This window comes from Streptomyces marincola, from assembly GCF_020410765.1.
Taxonomy (GTDB): domain Bacteria; phylum Actinomycetota; class Actinomycetes; order Streptomycetales; family Streptomycetaceae; genus Streptomyces; species Streptomyces marincola.
This window is the reverse complement of the sequence record NZ_CP084541.1, coordinates 1404620-1427951: the sequence shown is the minus strand read 5'-3', so window position 1 is coordinate 1427951 and position 23332 is coordinate 1404620. Positions and strand designations below refer to the sequence as shown.

Here is a 23332-nt window from a genome sequence, read left to right as displayed (position 1 = left end):
CCGCGCCCGTGGTCCTCGCCTACCACGACATCGGTCCCGGCGACAGCCCCTACACCGTGCGTCCTGAACGCCTCGACGCCCACCTCACCGCCCTCACCGCCGCCGGCTACCGCACGCTCACCGCCGACGAGTTCACCGCGTGGGCCGAGGGCGGACCGCTGCCGCCGCGCGGGGTGCTGCTCACGTTCGACGACGGAACGCGCGGCCTGTGGCGGCCTGTGGGTGCACGCCGACCCCGTCCTGCGGCGCCACGGCGCGCACGGGTCGGCGTTCCTCATCACCGGCCGGGTCGGCAGGCACCGGCCCTACTACCTGTCCTGGGAGGAGATCGCGCGCATGCGCGCGTCCGGCCGCTGGGACTTCCAGAGCCACAGCCACGACCTGCACGACCGGGAGCCGGGCGGCGCGCCGGCCACGGGGGTGCGCGAGGACATCGACCGCTCCCTCGCGGCGTTCGCGGAGCACCGCCTGCCCAGGCCCGAGCTGTTCTCCTACCCGTACTCCGACGAGCGCGGCTTCCCCGATGAGCTGATCCGGGACACGTTCGCCGCGGCCCTCACCAACCAGGCGGAACGGCCGCTGCCGCCGAGCCGCAGGTCGGCCGCGGGCGGCCGGTTCGAGCGGCTCGAAGTCCTCGCCACCACCACCGCGGACGCGCTCGTCCGCGAGGTGGCGCGGCGCACGCCCGTGCCGCCCGGCGGCGACCTGCTGGCCGATCCGGGCCGCTGGCTCGCCGCCGACCGCAGGCCGCCGGGGCCGGGCGAACTCCCCGGCGGCGGCCCGCACCGGCCCGCGACCGGCCGCCACCAGTACGCGTCGTACGCGCCGCACGCGAGCGCCGACTGGGACGACTACACCGTGCGCGCCGAGGTCTCGGGCCTGACCGCGGGCGGCGCGACGTTCGGGCTCACCGCCCGCGTCGGCGGCGCCTCGCCCGTCGAGATCCGGGTCTCCCACCACCGCGTCCGCATCGTCGAGAACGGCACGACGCGCGCGGAGCGCGCCCTGCCGCGCCGCACGTCCCACCGGCTCGACGTCACCGTGCGCGGCGGCCGGACCACCGTCGTCGCCGACGGGCGGGTGCGGCTGACCAGCACCGCGCGCGCCGAGCCCGGCACCGGCGGCGTCGCGGTGTCCGCCTCGCGCGCCGGGCCCGACGTGCCCTGGCCCGTGCTCGACGTCCTGCGCGTGGCGCCCGCCGCGCGGGGGGCGTGACCGACCCGGGCCCGGGGGACATGGAACGCGCGATCCGAGGAACCCAGGAATGTCACGAGGTCCGACCGACGACGGGAACGAGCAGCAGGGAGCGCCAGATGCCGAGCGAGACATGGCACGTGCGGGTGTCCATCGACACCGAGAACCGGATGACGCGGGCGGAAGCCAGGCTTGAGGGCAAACCGGACACCGTCCTGGTCGCCGAGGGCACGGCGAGGGCCAACCCCGAGGACCCGCACATCCCCGCGATCGGCCGCGAACTCGCGGTGGCCCGCGCCCTGTCGGAGCTCTCGCACCAGCTGGTGCACCTGACGGTGCAGGACATCGAGTCGAGCACCCGCAGGCCCGTCCGGCACCTGAAGACCTGAATCCCCCGCCCGCCCCGCCCGGCCGGGGATCCGCCCCCGCCGGGCGGGGCGGGGGAACGGCAAGCAGCATGGAGCGATGATGAACGACCTGATGACCGCCGCCGTCCTGGTCAGGCACGGGGGCCCCGACGCACTCGAACTGAGGACCGACTGGCCCGTGCCGGCCGTCGGCCCCGGCCGGGTGCTCGTGCGGGTGACCGCGGCGGCGCTGAACAACACGGACGTGTGGACCAGGGAGGGCGCCTACGGGCTGCCGGGCCGCCCCGAGGCGGAGGCCGGCTGGCGCGGGCCGCTGGACTTCCCGCGCATCCAGGGCGGGGACATCGCGGGGGTCGTCGCCGCGGTCGCCGAGGACGTCTCCGAGGAGTGGACGGGCCGCCGGGTCCTGGTCGACCCCGCCTTCTACGCGGACGAGCACGAGGACGCGCCACCCGTCGGGCTGCTGGGCAGCGAGGCGGACGGCGGATTCGCCGCGTACGTGGCCGTGGAGGCCGCCAGGCTGCACGACATGACCTCGTCGCCGCTGTCCGACGAGGAACTCGCCGCCCTGCCCGTCGCCTACGGAACGGCGATGGGCATGCTCGAACGCGCCCGGCTCGCGGGCGGCGAGACGGTGCTGGTGACCGGGGCGTCCGGCGGCGTCGGACTCGCCCTCGTGCAGCTGGCCGCCGCGCGCGGGGCGCGGGTGCTTGCCCTCACCAGCGGCTCCAAGGCGGCGGAGCTGCGCGACGCGGGCGCCGAGGCCACCCTCGACCGGGACACCGACCCGGAGGAGCTGGTTCGCCAGGTGGGGGCGCTGGCCCCCGAAGGACTCGACGCCGTCGCGGACGTGGCGGGCGGGCCGTGGCCGGAACGGCTGCTGCCCACGCTGCGCGAAGGCGCCCGCTGGGTGATCGCGGGCGCCGTCGCGGGCCCCGTCGTGCGGTTCGACCTGCGCCGCCTGTACCTGCACAACCTCAGCCTCATCGGCTCGTCGATGCACACCCGCGCCCACTTCGCGGCCCTGGCGGAGCTGGCCGCGACCGGCGGCATCAGGCCGCGCGTCGCGGCGCGCTTCCCCCTGGGCGAACTCCACGCCGCGCAGGAGGAGTTCCGGCGCGGCGCGCACGTGGGCAAGATCGTCGTCGTGCCGTGAGGGCCGCCGGCCGAGTCCCCCGTCAGGCGGCCGGCCCCTCGTCCCGGTCCTGATCTCGACCCCCGGACGGGATGGCCACGGCCGTGCCGCGCACGCGCACACCCGGGGCGTCCGCGGAGAGCGTGACCGTCAGCAGGGCCGGGCGGCCGAGGTCGTGGCCCTGGTGCAGGGTGAGCACGTCGGGGGGCGCGGCCAGGCCGAGGGAGCGCAGGTAGCCGCCGTAGGCCGCCGCCGCGGCGCCGGTCGCCGGGTCCTCGGCCACGCCGCCCACGGGGAAGGCGTTGCGCACATGGTGCACGGCGGGCGACTCGCGCCACGCCAGGTGCACCGTCGTCAGGTCGAGGCGCCGCATCAGCGCGGCCAGGCGCTCGGCGTCGTAGTCGAGGCGGGCCAGGCGCTCCCGCGTCCCGGCGCCGAGCACCAGGTGCCGCGCCCCGGCGAACGCGATGCGGGGCGGCAGCTCCGGGTCGAGGTCGCCGGCCGCCCAGTCGAGGGCCGCGAGCGCCTCGGCCAGGTCGGCCGGGTCCACCGGCTCCTGATACGGCGGCACGCTGGTGAGCGTCGCGCTCGGCGCGCCGTCCGTCGCGGACACGGCCACGGGGACCGCGCCGGCCCGGGTGCGGAAGGTCAGCTCGCCGGGCGCGCCGCGTTCCGCCAGGGCCACGGCAGCCGCGACGGTGGCGTGCCCGCAGAACGGGACCTCGGCGAGCGGGCTGAAGTAGCGGACCGCGAACGCGCCCTCGCCGCCCTCGGGCGCGCGGGTCAGGAAGGCCGTCTCCGAGTAGCCCACCTCGGCCGCGATCCGCAGCATCTCCGCCTCGTCGAGGCCCGCCGCGTCCAGCACCACGCCGGCCGGATTGCCGCCCGCCGGGTCGCCGGTGAACGCCGCGTACCGCAGGATGTCGTGTGTCATGCCGGGGCCAACCGGCAGGCTGCGTCCGCGTATTCCGCGTCCTGGCGAACGGCGCGCCGCCGCCTCGCCCGCGCCTGAGCACGGCGTGTGCGTCGCGCGTGTGGTTGGTCACGTCCGTACCCGCGCCGAGGGGCACGCGGAGCGCGCCGGGGGCGTGCGCCCGGCGCGTCCGCGGGCCTGGGCCGACGGGTTCCCGGTCCGCCCCCGCACGCGGGCCCGAGGGCCACCCGGTCGTGCGGCATCCCCGGTGACCAGCGCTTCCACGCCGCGCGGCGCAGCGGGCCACCGGGCGCCGCGCGACCGGTCGGCGCCCGTGGCGGCCGGTGGTGCGCCCGCGCGGGGCGCGCCGGCCGGCACGTCCGCAGGCCCGCGCGCACGGCGCACAGCACGGCGCGGACGGAGCAAACCAACTGGGGTCGCACATCAATTCGTGGGATGATCGGATCGTTCCCGCGCTTCACGGAGAGGTTCATGAACCAGCCCGGCCAGCCCACGGCCGCCCCCGGCTCCACCCCCCTGACCGACCCGATACCCAGCTCACCACCGACCCCTCCGCCCACCCGGGGACGACCCGAGGCCACGGCGGCACACCCACCGGCCCGCGGCGACATGAGTCGCAAGCAGCGGGCCGGACTGCTGCTCACCCTCATCCTCGGCGGCCTCACCGCCGTGCCGCCGCTGTCCATGGACATGTACCTGCCGGCCCTGCCGGACATCGGGGACGCCCTCGGCACCGGCGCCGCCACCGTGCAGCTGACCCTGACGGCCTGCCTCCTCGGCCTCGGCCTCGGCCAGCTCGTCGTCGGCCCGATGAGCGACCAGCTCGGCCGCCGGCTGCCGTTGATGATCGGCATGCTCGCCTACGTCGCGGCCTCCCTGGCCTGCGCCCTCGCGCCCAACGTGGAGACCCTGACCGTCTTCAGGCTCCTCCAGGGCCTCGCGGGCGCCGCCGGGGTCGTCATCGCCAGGGCCGTGGTCCGCGACCTGTTCGACGGCATCGCCATGGCCCGCTTCTTCTCCACCCTCATGCTCATCTCCGGCGTGGCCCCGATCATGGCACCCGTCTTCGGCGGCCAGCTGATGCGGTTCACCGACTGGCGCGGCATCTTCGTGGTGCTCGCGGTCGCCGGGCTCCTCCTCGTCCTCGTCGTCCACCGCTGGCTGCCCGAGACCCTGCCGGCCGAGCGGCGCAACGGCGGCGGCGTGCCCACCGCGCTGCGCGCGATGGGCGGCCTGTTCACCGACCGCGTCTTCACCGGCCACCTGCTGGTCGGCAGCCTGGTGTTCGCCTCGCTCTTCGCCTACATCGCGGCCTCCCCGTTCGTCATCCAGGAGATCTACGGCGCCTCGCCGCAGACGTTCAGCCTCCTGTTCATGCTCAACTCCATCTCGCTGGTCGCCATGGGCCAGGTCAACGGCAAGATCCTCGTCGGCCGCGTCCCCACCCACCGGATCATGGCCGCCGGCCTGCTGGTGATCACCCTGGCCGCCGCGGCGCTCGTGGTGATGACCAGCGGCGTGTTCGGCGACCCGGGCCTCGTCGCCATCTCGATCGGCCTGTTCGTCCTGATGGGCGCGATGCCGCTGGTCCTGCCCAACGCCAACGCCGAGGGCCTGGACCGGGCCGGGCACGTCGCCGGGTCCGCGTCGGCGCTGCTGGGCGCGTCCGCGTTCTTCGTCGGCGCGGTCGCCTCGCCGCTGGTCGGCGTCGCGGGCGAGGACACGGCGGTGCCCATGGCCGTGGTGCAGCTCACGTTCGCGCTGCTGGCCGTGCTCTGCTTCGTCACCCTCTGCCGCCCGCGCCGCCGCGCCCGCGGCCCTATCCTGACCCGGTGACCAGCACTTCCGAGCGCCTGCGCACCGCGCTTGACCAGCTGCTCGACGGCCTGCCGCCCCGCCGGGCGGCGGAGGCCGTCGAGCGGCTGATGAGCGGGTACCGCGAGGGCGGCCCCGCGCCCGTCCTCGCCGACCGGGCCACCGCGCTCGCCTACGCCGCCTACCGCATGCCGGCCACCTACGAGGCCGTGCGCGCCGCGCTCGCCGCCTTCGCGGAACGGGCCGCGGGCTGGGCGCCCGCGACCCACCTCGACCTCGGCGGCGGCACCGGCGCCGCGGCCTGGGCCGCCGACGCCGTCTGGGCCGGCGGGCCGGGCCCGCGCACGGTCGTCCTCGACCGGGCGGGGCCCGCGCTCGACCTCGGCCGCGAACTCGCCGCGGGCCGCCTCGACGGCGTCGAGTGGCGCAGAGCCGGCCTCGGCGGCACCGGGGCCGACCTGCCCGCGGCCGACCTCGTCACCGCCTCGTACCTGCTCGGCGAGCTGCCACCGGCGGACCGGGACGCCCTGGTGGACGCCGCCGCTGCGGCCGGCGCCGCCGTCGTCCTCGTCGAGCCCGGCACCCCCGACGGCCACCGGCGCGTGCGCGCGGCCCGCGACCGGCTGCTCGCCGCCGGGCTCCGCGTCCTCGCGCCCTGCCCGCACGGCAACACCTGCCCCCTCGCCGGAGGCGAGGACTGGTGCCACTTCGCGGCACGGGTCAGCCGTTCGGCACTCCACCGACGGGTGAAAGGCGGCGTGCTGCCGTACGAGGACGAGAAGTTCGCCTACGTCGCCGCCGCGCACGAGCGCGTCGCGGGGGCGCCGGCGCCCGGCCGCGTCGTGCGCAGGCCCCTGCTGCGCAAGGGCCAGGTGCTGCTCGACGTGTGTGCGGCGGACGGCGGGATCGGCCGGACCACGGTGTCGAAACGGCACCGCGAGGACTACCGGGCGGCCCGCTCCGCCGAGTGGGGCGCCGCGTGGCCGCCCGTTTCCACCGTTTCTCCCGATTACCCATCCGGGACCGGTACAGGGCAGGATGTGCCCGATACGCGCGACACGCACGTTACAGCGGAATAAACGAACGGCCGCAGACGCTCCACGGCTCGTCGGCCAAGAAGTGACGCGGCAGGAGGCTCATGGAACGCGAGAGCAGATTCCCCCGCTGGCTGCGGCGCGGTGCGCGCGGCGCAGCCGCAGGCGCCGCCGCGGCCCTGGCCCGCGAGGAGCTGCTGCTCGCCGCCGCGCGCGCGGGCCTGCCGCTCGCGCCGGCGGCGCACCCGCAGGGCTACGGCTGTTCGTGCGAGCGCATCGGCTGTCCCACCCCGGGCCGCCACCCGGTGTCGCTCGCCTGGCAGACCCAGGCCACGACCGACCCCGAGCAGATCCTGCGCTGGCTGCGGGCCGACCCCGAGGCCAACTTCATCACCGCGACCGGCCGCGCCCACGACGTGCTCGACCTGCCCGCCGACGCGGGCCATGCGGCGCTGGAACGGCTCGCGTCCGCCGGCACCGAGGTCGGCCCGGTCGCCGTCGCCGACCCCGACCGGATGCTGTTCTTCACCGCCACCCGCGGCACGCCGGACGACGAGGACGAATGGTGGCCCTGCGCGCTCGACTGCCACCCGGAGACCGTGGACGAGCACCCCGGGCTGCGCTGGCACTGCCGCGGCAGCTACGTGCTGGTGCCGCCCTCGCGGGTGCCCTCGGGCACCGAGGGCGGCGTGCGCTGGCTGCGGGGCCCCGAGCATCCGCTGCCCGAGCCGCTCGCGCTGCTCGACGCCCTCACCGAGGCGTGCGGCAACCTGGCCGCCGCCGCGGACCAGGAGGCGCCGCGCGGCAGCGGCCAGGCCGCGGGCAGCTCGTTCCGCCCGTGGCGCGCCCAGGCGGGCCCGCTCCAGGGCGCCTGAGCAGGCCCGCGCCGGGCCAGGGCGCCGGCTACTCGCCGGTGGCGCCGATCACACCCGTCGAGCGGTGGATCAGCTCGATCTGCCCGCCGTCGACCTCGGGGATCAGCGCGGCGTGCATCGAGACCCGCTCCAGCGTCACCGCGCGTTCCGCCTCGCCCTGCATCAGGACCTCGATCAGCGGGTCGACCACGGGGGTCTCGCCCTCGGCCATCGTCTGCTTCTCGTGGTGCAGCGAGGTGAACAGCATCAGCGCCCCGCCGTCCTCGGTCCTGATCGCGACCGGGGCGTACTCCTCGCTCTGCGCGGCCTGGTCCTGGAACTCGGTGACGAACGCCGGGTCGCTGTTGGCCGCCTCGCGCTCCGCCAGCTCGTCCGAGGTGTAGGGGCCGCCCGCGAACGGCGCCTCGCCGCCCTGGAGATAGTCGACGAACGCGGTCCCCAGCTCGCCCGGCTCCATCACCAGCCCTGAGCCCGGGTCGTCGGCCGGCAGCTCCGAGGGGTCGACCACCGGCAGGTCCTCCAGGTAGCCGTCCTCGTCGCGCGCCAGCTCGGGCGTGCCATCGGGCAGCACCGTCAGGTAGGAGACCCGCCAGTCCTGGTCGACGGCGCCGCGCATGAACACCAGCAGCCAGCGGTTGTCGGGCGTCTGGCTGGGCTGCACGTCCGCGACGAAGAACTTCGGCCAGCCGGCCTGCTGCGGGATGTGGAACTGCGGGTCGGACAGTTCCAGCGGCGTGAAGTCGTCCTGGCCGCCGGGGTTCATCGCGCGCTGGGCGGTGAGCTGGGCGTTGCGAATGGCGCCGATCGGGCCGGCCTCCGCCGTGTCGTTCAGCTCCGGGTCGAACTCGCCGATGGCCTCGTTGCTGATCTCCAGGTAGCGGTCGAGGGCGCGCTGGGCCTCCTCCTCCGAAGCCGCAGGCACCACGGCGGTCTCGCCGTGCACCGTCATGCAGCCCGACAGGGACGCCACCAGCGCCAGGGCCATGGCCGGCCCCGCCGCGGCCGTCGTCAGTCGTGCTCGCACCCGCATCGTTGGGCCCTCCCCGTGGTCCGTCCCCGTGGCGCCGCGGGGTGCCCGCCCGGGGCCCGCGGTGTTCTCCTGCGTCGTCCGGTGCCGCGCGCGTGGCCGCGCGCCGTTCCGTGCCGCCGCCTTTCGGTCCTGCTGACCGGCTGCGGCCCCCGCATCGTATCCATGGCCGGTCGGGCCCCCGAGGGGTGGGCATGGGTGGCGAACGGCGGCGGCCACCGCGCCGCGGGCCGCGCCGCGTGGCATGATGCCCCGCATGGCGGGGACCGGGGGGACCGAGACGTACGGCGCGGCACTCGCCCGGCTGCGGGCGGCGCAGAAGAGCGCCAAGGGCGTGTCCCTCTACTCCCGTTGGGTCAACCGCCCGGCCGGCCGGCTGCTCGCCGCCGCCGCCCACAGGGCCGGCCTGCGCCCCAACCACGTGACCGGCCTGAGCGCCCTGTGCAGCTTCGCCGCCGTCGCCGCCGTCGCGCTCGCGCGCCCCTCGTGGCCGCTGGCCCTCGCCGTGTGGGCCGGCCTCTTCCTCGGCTTCGCGCTCGACGCGGCCGACGGCCAACTGGCGCGCCTGCGCGGCGAGTCCAGCCCGGCGGGGGAGTGGCTGGACCACGCGGTCGACTGCGCCAAGATCACCGCTCTGCACGCGGCGGTGCTCGTCTCATTCCACCGCTTCTTCGACCTGCCGGGCGAGGGCTGGCTGCTGGTGCCGCTGCTGTTCCAGCTCGCCGCCGTCCTGATCTTCTTCGGCGGGCTGCTCACCGACAAGCTCAAGCGCGCGCACCAGACGTCCGCCCCGGCGCCCGCGCCGCCGCCCTCGCGACTGCGCGCCCTCGCGCTGCTGCCCGCCGACTACGGGGTGCTGTGCGCGCTGTTCCTGCTGCTCGGCGCGCCGGGCGCGTTCCGCATCGGGTACGCGGTGCTGTGCGCGGTCTACGTGGTGTTCTGCGCGGCGTTCTCGGTGAAGTGGTTCCGCGAGCTGTCCGCGCTCAACGCGTCGAGCACGCCCCTGAGCTGAGTGCTCGACGTGTGCACCGTGTAGGGGAAGTACACGATGTCCACGCCGACTTGCGCGAAGTCGCGCTCCAGCCGGTCGCCCTTGGGCGTGCCCCGCCAGTCGTCGCCCTTGAACAGCACGTCGAACCGCACCTGCTGCCACGTCTCGACCTTGTCGGGCACGGTCTCGACGAACGCCGCGTCCACGTACCTGATGCTGCGCACGATCTCAAGCCGCTCCACCAGCGGGATCACCGGCGCCCTGCCCTTGGCCAGCCGCGCCATCTCGTCCGACACGACGCCGGCCACCAGGTAGTCGCAGTGGCCGCGCGCGTGCCGCAGGACGTTCAGGTGCCCCACGTGGAAGAGGTCCCACACCCCGGGTGCATAGCCAACTCTGTGCGGCATCCGTCCGAACCCCCCACCGGCTCCGATGACTTCACGTAGTCTTCACGTCGGCCCGTCACGGAGACCATAGCGTCACACCGCGCGCTTTTCTGCGGATAGGCTGATACCGACCCCCGACGCAGGGGAGGCTCTGCCGGGGGGAAAGGGGTTCGACAGTGGGCGAACGGCTGCTGCTCGTTTCCACCAACTACGCACCCGAGCAGGCCGGAATCGGCCCGTACGCCACCCAGATCGCGGAACACCTCGCCGCGGCCCGCGGCGCCGAGGTGCACGTGCTCGCCGGGATGCCGCACTACCCGGCCTGGCGCCTCGATCCGGCCTACCGCGGCGCGCTGCGGGTCACGGAGGAGCGCGGGGGCGTGCGCGTCCACCGCCGCAGGCACACCGTTCCGCCGCGGCAGACCGCGCTCAGGCGCGCTGTGTACGAGGCGTCGATCCTCGCCGGCGGCCTGCTCGCGCCCCCGCGCACCGGCCGGCCCGACGCCGTGCTCGCCCAAGTGCCCAGCCTCGCCGGCGGGCTGCTCGCCGCCCGCGTCGCGCGCCGGCACGGCGTCCCCTATGTCCCCGTGGTGCAGGACCTGATGGGCGCGGCAGCCGCGCAGAGCGGCATCGCGGGCGGCGGCCGGGCGGCCGGCGCCGCCGCCGCGGCCGAGCGCCGCATGCTGCGCGGCGCGACCCTGGTCGGCGTCATCCACGACACCTTCCGCCCGCGCCTGGCGGCCCTGGGCGTGCCGGAGGACCGCGTCCGCCTCGTGCCCAACTGGTCGCACGTGCCCGGCCCTTCGGCCCCGCGCGCCCGGACGCGCCGGCGCCTGGGCTGGCCCGAGGACCGCACCGTCCTGCTGCACTCGGGCAACATGGGCCTCAAGCAGGGGCTCGACGTCCTGATCGACACCGCGCGCCACGACCCGGGACTGCACGTGGTGCTCATGGGCGAGGGCAGCCAGCGGGCCCGGCTGGCCCGGCTGGCGTCCGGCGTGCCGAACGCCGAACTCCTGCCGCCCGCCGCCGCGGACGACTTCCCCGACGTGCTCGCCGCCGCCGACGTGCTCGTCGTCACCCAGCGGGCCGCCGTGCTCGACATGAGCGTGCCGTCCAAGCTGACCTCCTACTTCCGCGCCGCCCGGCCCGTCCTGGCCGCCGTCGCCGAGGGCGGCGGCACCGCGGCCGAGGTCCGCGCCTCCGGCGCGGGCCGCGTCGTCCCGCCCGAGGACCCGGCCGCGCTGGCCGCCGCGGCCCGCGCGTTCGCCGCCGACCCGGCGGCGGCCGACGCGGCCGGCGCGCGCGGCGCCGCGTACGCCGAGGCGCACCTGTCGCGCGCCGCCGGGCTGCGGCGCGTCACCGCACTGCTCGACGAGGCGCTGGCCCTCGGCGGCCGGCGCGCCACCGCGCGGCCGGGGCAGCCGGCCGGTGAGGGGGAGAGGCCCGCATGAGCGCACCGCGCGAGGACACCCGGGCCGCCGCGGGCCCGGGCGGCACCCATCCCTACGACGAACCCGACCAGCTGCGCGACCAGTTCAGGCAACTGCTGCGCTACCGGCTGCTCATCGTGTGCGGCATCCTCCTCGGCCTGGCCGGCGGCGGCTGGCTCGGCCTCGCGGCCAACGAGACCTACATCGCCACCGCCGAGGTCACCGTCAGGACGCCCACGGCCGACCCGTTCGCCGGCACGCCCGTCGACCGGGTCGCGATGGGCTCAGAACGCCGCACCGCCGTCAGCGACCTCGTCGCCCGGCGGGCCGCCGAGGAGCTGGGCCTGGCGCCCGAGGCCGCGCCAGGGCTCGGCCGCGGCCTTGCCGTCACCAACCCGCCCAACACCGAGGTGCTGCGCTTCGCCTACTCGGCCGGCGACCCCTACCTCGCCGCCGAGCGCGCCAACGCGTTCGTCACCGCCTACCTGGGCAACCGGCGGGCCGACGCCGAGGAGACCATCGCGCACAACGTGGCCTCCCTCGAAGCGCAGCGCGAGCCGCTGCTGGAACGCCGTGCGGAACTCGAGGGCGACATCGACGGGCTGGCCGGCGGCAGCGGCTACGACACGGCCGTCGCCGACCTCAGCACGGTCACGGGGCAGATCTCCGAGATCAACGCCCAGATCTCCAGCCTGCGCGCGCTCGACACCAGCGGTGGCCGGGTCATCACCGAGGCCGGCGTGCCCGGCAGCCCCTCGGGCCCAGGACTGCCGCTGCTGCTCGGCCTCGGCTACATCGTCGGCATCGGACTCGGGCTGCTCGCCGCGTGGGTCCGCCTGGTGTTCGACCCCACCGTGCGCTCCCCTGGCGACGTCACGCGCGCGCTGCGCGCCCCGGTGCTCGGTGTCCTGCCGCGCACCGGCCGCGACCACCCCGACCAGCTGCTCGCCGAGGGGCGGCTCGCGGAGGAGTACCGGTCGGTCGCGTTCCGCCTCGCCTATGACGAGTCGTTCGCGCAGCGCCGCAGGCTGCTGGTGGTCGCGCCGCGCGGCACCATAGAGGCCCCGCTGGCCACGTCGGTCAACCTCAGCGCCGCGTTCGCCGAGATGGGCATGGACCCGCTGCTCGTCGAGGCCGACCTGCGCACCCCGACCCTCACCGAGCAGCTGCGGCACGCCGACGGGGTCCGCCCCGGCTGGGCCGGCGGGCCCGGCGGCGCGGACGGCGGCTGGCCCGGCCGGGTCCGGGTGCCCATCGACGCGGGCGAGTCCGGCATCTTCGACCTGGTCCCCGGCCGCCGCGTGCGCAACGTGCCGCGCGCGCTGACCTCCCACGCCGCCACGCGGCTGATCGGGCACGCCGACACCAAGGGCGCCGTCGTCGTCGTCCTGGCCCCGGCCGTCCTGTCCTACGCCGACGCCATCGCCCTGGTCGACCGCGTGGACGGCGTCGTGGTCGTCTGCGACCCCTCCCAGGTGCGGCGCGACGACCTCGCCCGCGTCCGCGAACTCGTCGTCGGAGCGGGCGGGTTGCTGCTCGGCGCCGTGCTGCACTCCTGGGGCGGCGGCCAGGAGCCGGCCCGCGGCGAGACGGCCCCCGCCGAGGAGGCAGGCCCGCAGGACGGGTACCACGCCGGCCGGCAGGCGGCCGGCACGGCGGTACAGCGCCAGCGCGACGGGGACCGGCGCTCGCGCGGCGTTCCGCCCGAGTACCGCGACGTCGGCTCGGAAACCCTCGGCCTGCGCGTTCTCGACCCCAGCGACCTGGAAGACGGTTCCTCCCGGCAGTGAGCAGATTCACCTCGGCCGCCACGGCCTCCATAGCGGATCAGGGCGTGGCGGCGTTCACCAACATCGCCGTCGTGGTGTGCGTGGCCCGCTTGGCCACCGTCGACGCCTTCGCGGCGTTCGCCATCGTCTACACCGTGTTCACCGTGCTGCTCGGCCTCGGCAGCGCCTACGTCGGGCAGGCCCTGACCCTGCGCCGCGGCGGCGACGCCGAACTGCACCGGCACTGCCGCGACTCCGCGGCCTTCACCCTCGCGGCCTCGGCCGCGATCGGCGCGCTGCTCGCCGCCGCGACGGTCGCGCTGCCGGGCCGGACGGCCGCGGGACTCGCGGCGCTCGGCGCGGTGCTCCCGGTCGTGCTCACCCAGGACGTGCTGCGATACGCGTTCGCCGCGCTGCGCCGCCCGCACCTGGCGCTGCTGTCCGACCTGCTGCGCTGCGCCGTCGTGCTGCCCCTGCTGCTGGCGCAGCCGCAGGGCTCGGGCGCCGGGCGGATGGTGCTGGTGTGGGGCGTGGGCGCGCTGCCCGCGCTCGCGCTGTCCGCGCTGCTGCTGGCGCGCCTGACGCGCGGCAGCCGCGGGTTCAGGCCGGCCGCGCTGCTGGAACGGCGGCACCTCGGGCGGCGGTTCGCGATCGAGTTCGGGGTCGGGAACGCCGGGACGCAGGCCGCCGTCATCGGCCTCGGCCTGTTCGGCAGCGCCGTGGCCGTCGGCGCGCTGCGGGGGGCGACCACCCTGTTCGGGCCGTTGAACGTCCTGTTCAACGCCGCCACCGGCTTCGGCCCGCCGCTGCTGCGCCGCTGGCCGGGCGCGCACGCGCAGGCCCGCGCCGCCGTGGGCGCGGGCGGCGCGCTCGCGGCGCTCGCGGTGGCGCTCACCGCCGCACTCGCGCTGCTGCCGGACGGCGCGGGGCGCGCGCTGCTCGGCGACACGTGGCACGTGGCGGTCGACCTGCTGCCCGCGACCGGCACCCAGTACGCGGCGATGGCGCTCGGCACCTGCGGCCTGCTGATGCTGCGGGTGCTGGTGCCGCGCGCCACGCTGCCCATCCAGCTCGTCTTCTCGGCGTTCGCCGTGTGCTGCCTGATCGCCGGCTACGCCGTCGGCGGGGTCACGGGCGCCGCGTGGGGCCTCGCGGCCGGCTCGGCGGCGAAGGCCGCGGCGGTGTGGCTGCGGGTCGCGCTCGAACTGCGCACCGTCGTCGGGCGCCCGGGGCACGAGCGCGCGCGGGCCGCCGAGGACGCGGACGCCGCGACCGATGAGTCTCCGCGCGACTCCCGGTCTCAGTAACGAGCCGGTGCACGGCACGGCCGCGGGGCCGCGGCGGGCACCGGCACCGGCCGCACCGGCGGCCCACCCCCACCGGACACCAGGAGGACGGGCATGCGCACCCTCATCAGCACCGCTTTCGTCTCGCTCGACGGCGTCGTGGAGGCCCCGGGCGGCGAGCCCGGCTACCGGAACTCCGGCTGGACCTTCAAGGACATCGAGTTCGTTCCCGAGGCGTACGAGATCAAGGACCGCGAGCAGCGCGAGTCCGCCGCGCTGCTGCTCGGCCGGGTCAGCTACGAGGCGTTCAGCCCGGTCTGGCCCGGCATGGAGGACTTCGCCGGCTACAAGGCGATGCCGAAGTACGTCGTCTCCACCACGCTCACCGAGGACGCCCTGGTCACCGACTGGGGCGACACCGCGATCCTGCGCTCGCTCGACGAGGTCGCCGCGCTGAAGGAGACCGAGGGCGGCCCGGTCATCGTCCACGGGAGCGCGACCCTCAACCGCGCCCTCTCGGACGCCGGCCTGATCGACCGCTACCACCTGCTGGTGTTCCCGCTGCTGCTCGGCGCGGGCAAGCGGCTGTTCAGCGACACGGACAAGGACGCCCAGAAGTTGGAGCTGACCGAGCACCGGGCGTTCTCCAATGGACTGCAACTGAACGTCTTCGACGTCGTCCGCTGAGCCCGCCGGGCTCGCTGATTTTCTCCGGACGCCGTCGGATACCGCCGGGCGCGCGGCTCGCGCCGCCGCTCAGCGCAGCCGGGCGCGCGGATCGTCGCGCAGCGTCGTCACCAGCAGCACGCACAGGACGGCGATGCCGATGCGGCCCGACGCCTGGAGCAGCGAGCCGCGCAGCAGGATGAAGCTGTACCCGGCGAGCACCGGCACCACCACGGCCAGCACGTTCCCCGGCGAGGGGTCGTCCACCGTCCGCGTCACGTACCGCCGGTCGGTGCGGGCCGCGAAGTAGCCCACCGCCAGGAAGCCGACCGTCATGCCGAGCCCGCCGAAGTCCAGCCACAGCTCGGCCCACAGCGGGGACGACAGGTTGGCGCTGTTGGTGCCCATCCAGCCGCCCACCAGGAACCCGGTGTCCTGCGGCTTGTCCTCCCACATGCTGCGCGGCACCCAGAACAGCGCGGCGCCCGCCACCTGCTCCCCGTAGCTGTGCCCGTTGCCGTCACCGGCGAACGTGATCGTGTTCGCCAGCATGTTCACCTGGTCGTAGTCCTTGACGACCAGGGGTTCGAGCAGCGCGTCGGTCTCCACCGGCTGCCGCCCGTCCTCGTCGTACCGGAAGCGGTCGGTGAACGGGAAGATCAGCAACGCGATCACCACGCCGAGCGCCAGCGCGGCCCGGTACATCACCGGGCTGCGCGGGAACACCGTGAACAGCAGCGCGAACAGCACCGTCAGGAACCAGTACCGCGGGTTGGAAATCGGGTTGTTGACGATCGTGTTGACGACGATCAGCCCGGCCCACGGAAGCAGCACGGCCGGGCTGCGCCGCGCCGCGCGCGAGGTCACCAGCCAGCGCGTGAGGAACAGCAGCGCCAGCATCGCGGGCACCGTGCCGAAGCCGCGCAGCAGCGCGTTGCCCGCCTCGCCGCCGGCGTCCCCCGCCCCGCCGCCGGTCGCCTCGTTCAACGTGCTGCTGATCTCCTGGCGGCTCGTGAAGAACACCTCGGGGCCGCCGAGCCGCACGATCAGCAGCGCGCTCGCCACGTACGCGAGCGCCACCAGCAGGTACAGCCGCCCGCGGTGCACACGGGCCGCGGGCCGGCGCACGCGCCGCGTCGGCGGCCGGTGCCGCGCCAGCAGCGCGCCCACGTCGAAGGCGACCATCCCGCACAGCACGAGCACCGTCGCCATCTCGGTGTCGCCGCGCGGCCCGAGCACGGGCGTCGGGTCGCGGCCGAGCACGCTCTGCGCGAGCGGCGCGATGCCCATCGCCAGGTAGCCGAACAGCCAGAACGCGCCCTGGATCAGCCGCCGCCTGCCCGAGAGCACCATCGCGGACAGCCGGACCCCGGCGTAGCAGGCGACCACGAGCTGGAGCCAGAACGTCGTGTCGCGCAGGCCCACGCCCGGCTGCGCCGCCACCACGAGCGGCAGCGCCCCCACGAGGCCGCCGATGAGCGGCACCGACAACGGCCGGGACAGCACGGCCCTGCCGGGCACCTCAACCGTCACCCGCCCAGTCTAGGCCGCCACCGCCAAGGCCGCGCCGGATCACGGGACTTGCCGCGCCGTCGGCCCAGGACCCGCCCCACGGGCGGTACGGCCGCCCGGCCCCGGCCGTTCCGGGACAGGGGCCCGTTGGCTAACGTGTCAGGCATGAACGCGACGCACGACCCTTACACGCTGGTTCCCGGAGTGCCCTCCGTCGAGGACTTCCGCCGCCTGCGCACCGACGCCGGGCTCTCGGACCGGGCACCGGAAGCGGTCGCGCTCGCCCTGCCCCGCACCTGGTACGGCGTGGTGCTCGAACACCGGGGGCAGCCCGTCGGCATGGGCCGGATCATCGGCGACGGCGGCACCGCGTTCCAGCTCGTCGACATCTGCGTGCACCCCGACCACCAGGGCCGCGGCCTCGGCCGGCGCATCGTGGCGGCCCTCACGGCCGAACTGGACCGCCGCGCCCCGGCGAGCGCGTACGTGTCACTGATCGCGGACGGCCCGGCGCGGCTGCTCTACGAGAAGTTCGGGTTCCTCGACACCGCGACGCACGACTCGATCGGCATGTACCGCCCGTCCACCCCGCGATGACCCCGCGCCCCGGCCCGGCCGGCGGACGGGGAGGATGGGCGGCATGAGTGAGCCCACCGGCAGGTACTCCACCACCATGCCGCGCGGCGGGCCCGCCGGGCCGCCCGCCCACGTCGCCGCCGCCGCGGCCCGGCAGATCGAGCGCGACCGGCTCGGGCGGGCCCGCGGCGACGCGAAGGAACGGACGGGCATCTGACCGGTGCGGAATTGGCGCGGAACCGCGCCGCGCGGCGTCAGCGGGCCGAGGCCGCGTCCCTGGCGCCGGCCCCGCGTCCCGGGGCCAGCGCCCGCAGCAGGGCCGCCGGGCGGCCGGTGCCGACCAGGTAGCGCTTGCCGCTGCCCAACTCGATCTCCACGGCGTCCCCGCCGCGCAGCACCAGGCCGAGCGCGCCGTCCCGCGTGGGCCGCAGCCCCAGGCCGTTCAGGTCGCGGACCGAGACCCGCCGCTGCCGGGAGCCGACGATGTCGGACCGGCTGATCGTCTTGCGCCACACGGGGAACAGGGACAGCCGCACCGTTCGCGCGTCGACCCGCACCCGGCTGTGGAAGGCCAGCATCAGGGCGGGCAGCACGCCCAGGCAGCACACGATCGCGATCCGGCTCGGCACATCGGGCGTGTGCGGCCACAGCAGCGGCACCCCGGCCACGCAGGCCACGAGGAAAACGGACTGAACGATGTCGAGAGTGCGCGGCAGCCGTCTGCGCTCGTCGAACAGGGACATGGGCCGGGAACCTCCTCACTCCGGCCGCGCCGCCGGGCCGTTCCGTCCAGGTTAGGCAACCAGGCGTTCCGCGGCCCCTGAACGACTCCAGCGCCACCGGCGTCCCGCACGGAACGGCCGTCGTCGGCGCGCCGTGACACAATCACGGCCCGGGGAAACGGGGCGGGCCGAGGGGGGCTGGTCGGGTGAGAATCCTGCACGTGGTGACGCTGCACACGCCCACGCACGCGTTCGGCGGACCCACGCGGGTCGCGCTCAGCCAGGTCCGCGCCCTGCGGGAGCGCGGGGAGCGGGCCGTTCTGACCGCGCTCGGCGACGAGTTCGGCCCCGGGCCGCTGCCGCGCGAGGTGGAGGGCGTGCCGGTCCGGCTCTTCCGCGCCCGGCACGTGCTGCCCCGGTTCGAGGTCAGCGGCATCACCTCGCCCGCGCTGCTGTCCCGCGCCACGCGCTGGGCGGCCTCGGCCGACATCGTTCACGTGCACCTGATGCGCGACCTGATCACCCTGCCGTTCGCGCTGGCCGCCCTCCGCGCCGGGACGCCGCTGGTGCTCCAGACGCACGGCATGGTCGACCCCACCGACAAGCCCGTGGCCCGGCTCGTCGACGCGCTCGGGGCGCGGCGCGTGCTGCGCCGGGCCGACGCGGTGCTGTACCTCACCGAGCGGGAGCGGCGCGAGACGGCCGCCGTGGTCGCGCCCGCGCCGATCGGACGGCAGTACCGGCTCGTCAACGGCGTGCCGGGGCAGGCGGCACCGCGCCGCACCGCCGGTCCGCCCACCGTGCTGTACCTGGCCAGGGTGCAGGCCGGGAAGCGGCCCGAGGACTTCGTGTCCGCGATGCCGACCGTGCTCGCCCGGCACCCCGACGCCAGGTTCGTGCTGGCGGGGCCCGACACCGGGGCCCTGGCCGCGACCCTCGCGCACGCCGAGCGGCTCGGCGTGCGGCACGCCCTCGACGCCGTCGGCCCCGTCGACGGGCGCGAACGGGTGATGGCGCGCCTGCGTGCCGCCGACGTGTTCGTGCTGCCGTCGGAGCAGGACGCGTTCTCGGTCTCCGTCCTGGAGGCGATGTCCGTGGGCACGCCCGTCGTCGTCCGCGCCACCACGGGCCTGGCCGCCGACGTCGAACGCGCGGGCGCCGGCCGGGTGGTCACGGACGCGGAACGGATCGGGCCCGCCGTCCTCGACCTGCTGGAGCCCGCCGCGAACGAGCGGGCCTCGGCCGCGGCGTTCGGCCTGGTCAGGGAGCGTTTCACGATCGACCGCGTGCTCGACTCGCTCCAGGAGGTCTACACCGACGTCCTCACCCGCGCCGGGCGCGCACGCGGCCCCGCGCGCTGACCCGGCCCGGGCGCGGAGCGACACCCGCGGGCACGCGGCGACTCTGCTCCCCGCGCCGTTCCAAGCGCACCTACAATGCGTTTTCAGGGGGCAACAGGTCGAAGACCGTCCCACAGGAGGCTGAAGGAGCGGTCGAAGCGCCGGGAGAGGTCATGCTGCTCAGTTTCGCCGTACGCAACCACCGGTCGATCCGCGACCGTGCCGAGCTGACCCTGACCACGACGCGCCTGCGCACCGCGAGGCCGCCTGAGGACGACTGGAAGCCCTATGTCACCCGGGTGGCGGCGATCTACGGTGCGAACGCGTCAGGGAAATCGACCCTCATCCACGCCCTCGAATTCATGCGCGCCGCCGTGCGGAACTCCGCGACGGCGTGGGGGCACCGGGAGGACTTCCCGCACTACCCCTTCCTGCTTGAGGACTCCTTCGCCGGTCGGGCCTCGGAGTACGAGGCCGACTTCGTCCACGGCGGGGTCCGGTACAGCTACGGGTTCGAGTCCGACGCCTCGGGAGTGCGCGCGGAATGGCTGTTCTCCTACCCGGAGGGCCGCCGCAGGAAGCTGTTCGAGCGGGAGGCCCGGGAGCCGGAGAGCATCACCTTCGGACGCACGCTGGGCGGCGAGAACAGCACCATGCGCAAGCTTGTGCGCCCCAACGCCCTGTACCTCTCGGTCGCCGCGAACAGCAACCATCCGACGCTGACGCCGCTGTGGCGGCACCTCGTGCGGAACGTCGAGTTCGTGCTCCTCGACGAGGCGGACAAGTCGGCCCGCGTGGAGCGCGTCAAGCAGTGGCTCACGAACGAGGCCGCCCTCGCCACCGCCGTGTCCATCCTCAGCTTCGCGGACCTCGGGATCGAGGGAGTGGCCATCGAGGAAAAGGAGCTGGACCAGGACTTCGAGAAACGGTTCGTGAGCGCGATGGAGGCCCTGTCCGGCGAGCCGCGGCCCCCCGAGTACTGGGCGCGGGTCATGGAAGCGCAGAAGAAGGTGCTCACGTTCGCCCACACGAGCGGCGCCGAGGGCGCGACGAAACGCCTGGACATCGACCGCGAAAGCAGCGGCACCGTGTCGTGGTTGGCGCTCGCGATGCCGGCCGTGCGCGCGATGCGCGCGGGCGGCGTCTTCGTGGTGGACGAGATCGACGCCAGCCTCCACCCGCGTCTCACCGCCGCTCTGATCCAGCTGTTCAAGGACGAGCAGGTGAACGTCGCGGGCGCGCAGCTCATCTTCACCTCCCACGACACGACACTGCTCGGCGGGCTGGTGGGGGACGTTCTCGCCCACGAGGAGACCTGGTTCGTGGAGAAGAACGCGTCGGGTGTCTCCGAGGTGTACTCCCTGGCCGAATTCCCGGTGCGCGCGGACCACAACGTGGAACGGCGGTACCTGGGCGGACGATACGGCGCCGTGCCCGTGCTCTCCTACGAGAGGCTGCGCGACGCGCTCACCCATCGGGCTTCATAGGCGAATCAGGCGGAGGTGCGTTATTCCCCGGGGCAGGAGGGGGGCGGCCGATCTGGTGCGCAAGCGCGGAACGCGCGGCGAGCGCAGGAAGATCCTGGTCGTGACCGAGGGAACGAGAACGGAACCGCAGTATTTCGACGGGCTGTGCGCGCATGTGCGGGCCACGGCCACGCAGGTCGTCTCGGTGCGGACGGTCGGGGTGGGCAGGGACCCCGTCCGGGGCGTCAGGGAGGCCGAGCAGCGAAGGGCGGAGGAGCAGCGCAAGGGAGACCCGTTCGACGAGGTCTGGTGCGTGGTGGATGTCGACGAGCACCGCAACCTCGAACAGGCGCTGGCCCTGGCGGGGAAACGAGGCGTCGCGACCGCCGTCAGCAACCCGTGCTTCGAGATCTGGGTCCTGTGGCACTACGCGGACTGCGTGGCGGCGTGCACGCAGGAGGAGTTGCGGAGAAGGCTGAAGCGCCACGGGTTCAGCGACAAGAACGTTCCGAGGAACTTCCCGTACGCGGCCTACCCGGACGCCTTGAGGAGAGCGGAAAGCCCTCCGAGGTGCGAGGGAAACCAGGACCCCAACCTGTCGTCCGGCGTCCACCGCGTGGTACGGGCCATCTGCCCGTAGCCCGTCCCCGGCCCCGACACCCCCGACGGATGCGGGCGGGAGAGAACGCTGTTCCCCCACCCCGTTCCACCGGTACCGTTCTGTTGTCGAGCCGGAACGGAGCGGTACTGCCATGCCCAGCAGCGAAATCGGAGAACGCCTGGTCCGAGCCCGGAAGCGCCGAGGGCTGACCCAACGTGAGCTCGCCCGGATCTCAGGGGTTTCCTACTCCCTGATCCAGCAACTTGAGCAAGGCGTGCGCCAGGACACCCGCTTGGAGACGGCCCGGAAGCTGGCCTTGGCCCTGAGAATTCCGACCACCGGACTCATTGTCGAGTACGTCGAGGCGTCGGCGGACGGCGGCACGCACCGGCAGTGGGCGCCGGTCCGCCGGGCCGCGGCCGGGCTCTACGACGACGACATCGCGGAACCGCCGACGGTCGCGGGGGTGCGGGCCGCACTCGACGCGACAGTCCCGTTGTTCGCCGCAGGGGAGTTCGGGCGGCTCGGTGCCGCTTTGCCGGCACTGATCCGTGATGCAGACGCCCTTGCGGGCCTGGACCCTGAGGGGCGTCCCCTGCGAGTCCGGGTGCTGCAACTGGTCGGCTGGCTCATGACGCAGACACGGCAGTTCGACACCGCCGAGGACGTGCTGGCTCAGGCTCTCGCTGATGCGCCTGACCGGCTTCAGGCCGCAGCGGCCGTCAACACCCAGGGCTGGTTGCTGCTGCGGCGGGGCCGACTGGCCGAGGCCGACGCGCTCGCGGTGCGGTGGGCCGATGATCTTGAACCAGTCCGGATGTCCCGGGCGACCATAGGAGAGCTGAGTGCGTGGGGCTCGATGCTCCTGCGGGCGTCTGCGGCGGGCGCGCGGGATGCGCGGGACGCGGAGGCCGACGACGCGCTGCGGTTGGCCGAGTCCGTCGCGGTCGCCATGGGGCGTGAGCATGCGCCCAGAGAGGATCGCCTACGCACCTTCGGCCCGACAACGGTGGCTCTGAAGCAGGCAGAGAACGCGATGGTGCGGGACCAGCCCGAGGAAGTGCTCCGGCTGGCCGAAAGGGTGCCGAAGGGGGGCGTTCGCCCGACGACGAACAACCTGAACCGCCACCGCCTCGACATCGCGGACGCACACGTGCGGTTGCGCCGCCACCCTCAGGCGGTCACCACCATGCTCGACATCCTGCGCGACGCCCCGGAGTGGCTTCCGAACCAGCAGTACGCGAAGGACATCGTGGGCCGGATCGTGGAGCGCCGCCGAACGCTGACCCCGCAGATGCGGACCCTGGCGGACGCCCTCGACCTGCCCATGTAACGCTCTTTGTGACTTCCGGAAGCACGCCTTCCGAACGCCCATCGACGGGTTCTCCGCACCGGGCGTAGCTTCATCGGCACCACGGACGGTCAGTAACCGACCAGTCACAGGAGCCGATCATGTCTCACACTCCGCGCCGTACTCACGGTCAGCGGGCGCGCCGCGCGATCATCGCCGCCGCGGCGGCCGGTGACGGGCCCGACTGGTACGGGCCGCCACCGGGCGAGCGCCGACGACCGCCGTGCGCGTGCCGTGGCCGGACTGATGGCTGCCCGGGTGGCTGATGTCGCCGACCGGCACGTGCCTGACCCATGCGGCGGGCCCTGCTCGCCGCTCCTGTTCTTCACCCTCAGGAGGAATACGTCGTGTCTGTGTGCCAACACCCCGGCCGGGAGCTGGTCCGCCGTGAGGACGGTGCCCACTGCCCGAGTTGTGACGTGTTGATCTACCCCGCGAGCGCGTGCGTCACGGCGCCGCCGCCCGCTGTGAAGGTCGTGCCCGAGCCCGGGCCCGCCCCGGCCGCGGAGACCGACCAGTGAGAGGGGTGCTCGTCTCCGTGGAGATCGACGCGGCCACGGTCCGGGCCGGGGACCAGGTCGTGATCGGCGGGCAGCCCTTCACCGTGCGGGACATGACCGCGTTGGGTTCCGGGCGCAAGCGGCTGGAGTTCGAAACGGGCGAGACGTTGGTCATGAACCGGCGGACCGTGCTGTGGGCCGCACGCCGCCACGACCCCCGCATCCCCCGGGGGCGGCCGGCCTGACGGCGCCGCCGCTCGCAGCCGCCGCGGCTGCGAGCGGCGGGTACGTCGTGACCGAGCGCTGTCCCGCGGCCCCGTTCCACCGGTACCGTTCTGCTGTCGAGTCGGA

The 23332-nt window shown here is 74.8% G+C and carries 24 protein-coding genes; 19 read left to right on the top strand and 5 right to left on the bottom strand.

Features of this window, described 5'->3' with window-relative positions; translation table 11 throughout:
• The first annotated feature begins 222 nt into the window (after window positions 1-222).
• From LC193_RS06150 to LC193_RS06140, 3 genes are all read left to right on the top strand, one after another.
• On the top strand, window positions 223-1215 hold the full coding sequence (locus LC193_RS06150) for a polysaccharide deacetylase family protein (RefSeq protein WP_226072317.1): 993 nt from the start codon (window positions 223-225) through the stop codon (window positions 1213-1215).
• 98 nt (window positions 1216-1313) lie between these two features.
• Window positions 1314-1583 carry a DUF1876 domain-containing protein gene (locus LC193_RS06145; protein WP_226072314.1) on the top strand — a complete coding sequence of 90 codons (270 nt, stop codon included), beginning with the start codon at window positions 1314-1316 and terminating at the stop codon, window positions 1581-1583.
• A gap of 79 nt (window positions 1584-1662) precedes the next feature.
• A complete protein-coding gene (locus LC193_RS06140; RefSeq protein ID WP_226078497.1) occupies window positions 1663-2718 on the top strand; it encodes a zinc-binding dehydrogenase in 1056 nt (351 codons plus the stop codon).
• A gap of 22 nt (window positions 2719-2740) precedes the next feature.
• On the opposite strand, the gene LC193_RS06135 is transcribed toward LC193_RS06140, so the two are convergent.
• Window positions 2741-3631: a PhzF family phenazine biosynthesis protein gene (locus LC193_RS06135; protein ID WP_226072311.1), complete on the bottom strand. Its 891-nt coding sequence runs from the start codon at window positions 3629-3631 to the stop codon at window positions 2741-2743.
• 471 nt (window positions 3632-4102) lie between these two features.
• Here LC193_RS06135 and LC193_RS06130 point away from each other — a divergent pair, with 471 nt between their 5' ends.
• Genes LC193_RS06130 through LC193_RS06120 form a run of 3 tightly spaced genes read left to right on the top strand, consistent with a single transcriptional unit; the run spans window position 4103 to window position 7355 of the window.
• Complete coding sequence (locus LC193_RS06130; RefSeq protein WP_226072308.1) at window positions 4103-5467, top strand: Bcr/CflA family multidrug efflux MFS transporter; 1365 nt, start codon at window positions 4103-4105, stop codon at window positions 5465-5467.
• Complete coding sequence (locus LC193_RS06125) at window positions 5464-6525, top strand: small ribosomal subunit Rsm22 family protein (RefSeq protein WP_226072306.1); 1062 nt, start codon at window positions 5464-5466, stop codon at window positions 6523-6525. The genes LC193_RS06130 and LC193_RS06125 overlap by 4 nt, the downstream gene beginning before the upstream one ends.
• A gap of 59 nt (window positions 6526-6584) precedes the next feature.
• Window positions 6585-7355 carry a bifunctional DNA primase/polymerase gene (locus tag LC193_RS06120; RefSeq protein WP_226072304.1) on the top strand — a complete coding sequence of 257 codons (771 nt, stop codon included), beginning with the start codon at window positions 6585-6587 and terminating at the stop codon, window positions 7353-7355.
• Window positions 7356-7383: 28 nt separating this feature from the next.
• Here the strand turns inward: LC193_RS06120 and LC193_RS06115 are convergent, their stop codons facing one another.
• The gene (locus LC193_RS06115) at window positions 7384-8385 is read right to left on the bottom strand and encodes a hypothetical protein (RefSeq protein ID WP_226072302.1); all 1002 of its coding nucleotides are present in this window, start codon (window positions 8383-8385) and stop codon (window positions 7384-7386) included.
• Window positions 8386-8638: 253 nt separating this feature from the next.
• Between LC193_RS06115 and LC193_RS06110 the strand changes: the two genes are divergently transcribed.
• Entirely contained in the window at window positions 8639-9394 is a 756-nt protein-coding gene (locus LC193_RS06110) for a CDP-alcohol phosphatidyltransferase family protein (RefSeq protein WP_226072300.1), read from the top strand.
• Here LC193_RS06110 and LC193_RS06105 read toward each other — a convergent pair.
• Window positions 9310-9780, bottom strand: coding sequence for an adenylyltransferase/cytidyltransferase family protein (locus tag LC193_RS06105; RefSeq protein WP_226072299.1), 471 nt, complete (start codon window positions 9778-9780; stop codon window positions 9310-9312). The genes LC193_RS06110 and LC193_RS06105 overlap by 85 nt on opposite strands.
• Window positions 9781-9935: 155 nt before the next feature.
• Between LC193_RS06105 and LC193_RS06100 the strand changes: the two genes are divergently transcribed.
• From LC193_RS06100 to LC193_RS06085, 4 genes are all read left to right on the top strand, one after another.
• Entirely contained in the window at window positions 9936-11213 is a 1278-nt protein-coding gene (locus tag LC193_RS06100) for a glycosyltransferase family 4 protein (protein ID WP_226072298.1), read from the top strand.
• Window positions 11210-12982, top strand: coding sequence for a lipopolysaccharide biosynthesis protein (locus tag LC193_RS06095; protein WP_226072297.1), 1773 nt, complete (start codon window positions 11210-11212; stop codon window positions 12980-12982). Before LC193_RS06100 ends, LC193_RS06095 begins: the two co-directional genes overlap by 4 nt.
• Window positions 12979-14268: an MATE family efflux transporter gene (locus LC193_RS06090; protein ID WP_226072296.1), complete on the top strand. Its 1290-nt coding sequence runs from the start codon at window positions 12979-12981 to the stop codon at window positions 14266-14268. The genes LC193_RS06095 and LC193_RS06090 overlap by 4 nt, the downstream gene beginning before the upstream one ends.
• 93 nt (window positions 14269-14361) lie before the next feature.
• Window positions 14362-14934, top strand: coding sequence for a dihydrofolate reductase family protein (locus LC193_RS06085; RefSeq protein ID WP_226072295.1), 573 nt, complete (start codon window positions 14362-14364; stop codon window positions 14932-14934).
• Window positions 14935-15003: 69 nt separating this feature from the next.
• On the opposite strand, the gene LC193_RS06080 is transcribed toward LC193_RS06085, so the two are convergent.
• Complete coding sequence (locus LC193_RS06080; RefSeq protein WP_226072294.1) at window positions 15004-16446, bottom strand: hypothetical protein; 1443 nt, start codon at window positions 16444-16446, stop codon at window positions 15004-15006.
• Window positions 16447-16590: 144 nt separating this feature from the next.
• Between LC193_RS06080 and LC193_RS06075 the strand changes: the two genes are divergently transcribed.
• Together LC193_RS06075 and LC193_RS06070 are read left to right on the top strand one after the other, a co-directional pair.
• Window positions 16591-17022 carry a GNAT family N-acetyltransferase gene (locus LC193_RS06075; protein ID WP_226072292.1) on the top strand — a complete coding sequence of 144 codons (432 nt, stop codon included), beginning with the start codon at window positions 16591-16593 and terminating at the stop codon, window positions 17020-17022.
• Between the two features lie 43 nt (window positions 17023-17065).
• Entirely contained in the window at window positions 17066-17218 is a 153-nt protein-coding gene (locus LC193_RS06070; RefSeq protein WP_226072290.1) for a hypothetical protein, read from the top strand.
• Window positions 17219-17255: 37 nt separating this feature from the next.
• On the opposite strand, the gene LC193_RS06065 is transcribed toward LC193_RS06070, so the two are convergent.
• Window positions 17256-17744 carry a hypothetical protein gene (locus tag LC193_RS06065; protein WP_226072286.1) on the bottom strand — a complete coding sequence of 163 codons (489 nt, stop codon included), beginning with the start codon at window positions 17742-17744 and terminating at the stop codon, window positions 17256-17258.
• Window positions 17745-17929: 185 nt separating this feature from the next.
• Here LC193_RS06065 and LC193_RS06060 point away from each other — a divergent pair, with 185 nt between their 5' ends.
• From LC193_RS06060 to LC193_RS06035, 6 genes are all read left to right on the top strand, one after another.
• Complete coding sequence (locus LC193_RS06060; RefSeq protein ID WP_226072283.1) at window positions 17930-19084, top strand: glycosyltransferase; 1155 nt, start codon at window positions 17930-17932, stop codon at window positions 19082-19084.
• A gap of 152 nt (window positions 19085-19236) precedes the next feature.
• Window positions 19237-20550: an AAA family ATPase gene (locus LC193_RS06055; protein ID WP_226072280.1), complete on the top strand. Its 1314-nt coding sequence runs from the start codon at window positions 19237-19239 to the stop codon at window positions 20548-20550.
• Window positions 20551-20605: 55 nt separating this feature from the next.
• Complete coding sequence (locus LC193_RS06050) at window positions 20606-21169, top strand: RloB family protein (protein ID WP_226072277.1); 564 nt, start codon at window positions 20606-20608, stop codon at window positions 21167-21169.
• A gap of 112 nt (window positions 21170-21281) precedes the next feature.
• Complete coding sequence (locus LC193_RS06045; RefSeq protein ID WP_226072274.1) at window positions 21282-22463, top strand: helix-turn-helix domain-containing protein; 1182 nt, start codon at window positions 21282-21284, stop codon at window positions 22461-22463.
• 365 nt (window positions 22464-22828) lie between these two features.
• Window positions 22829-23002 carry a hypothetical protein gene (locus LC193_RS06040; RefSeq protein WP_226072272.1) on the top strand — a complete coding sequence of 58 codons (174 nt, stop codon included), beginning with the start codon at window positions 22829-22831 and terminating at the stop codon, window positions 23000-23002.
• On the top strand, window positions 22999-23226 hold the full coding sequence (locus tag LC193_RS06035) for a hypothetical protein (protein WP_086160946.1): 228 nt from the start codon (window positions 22999-23001) through the stop codon (window positions 23224-23226). The genes LC193_RS06040 and LC193_RS06035 overlap by 4 nt, the downstream gene beginning before the upstream one ends.
• Window positions 23227-23332: the final 106 nt, after the last annotated feature.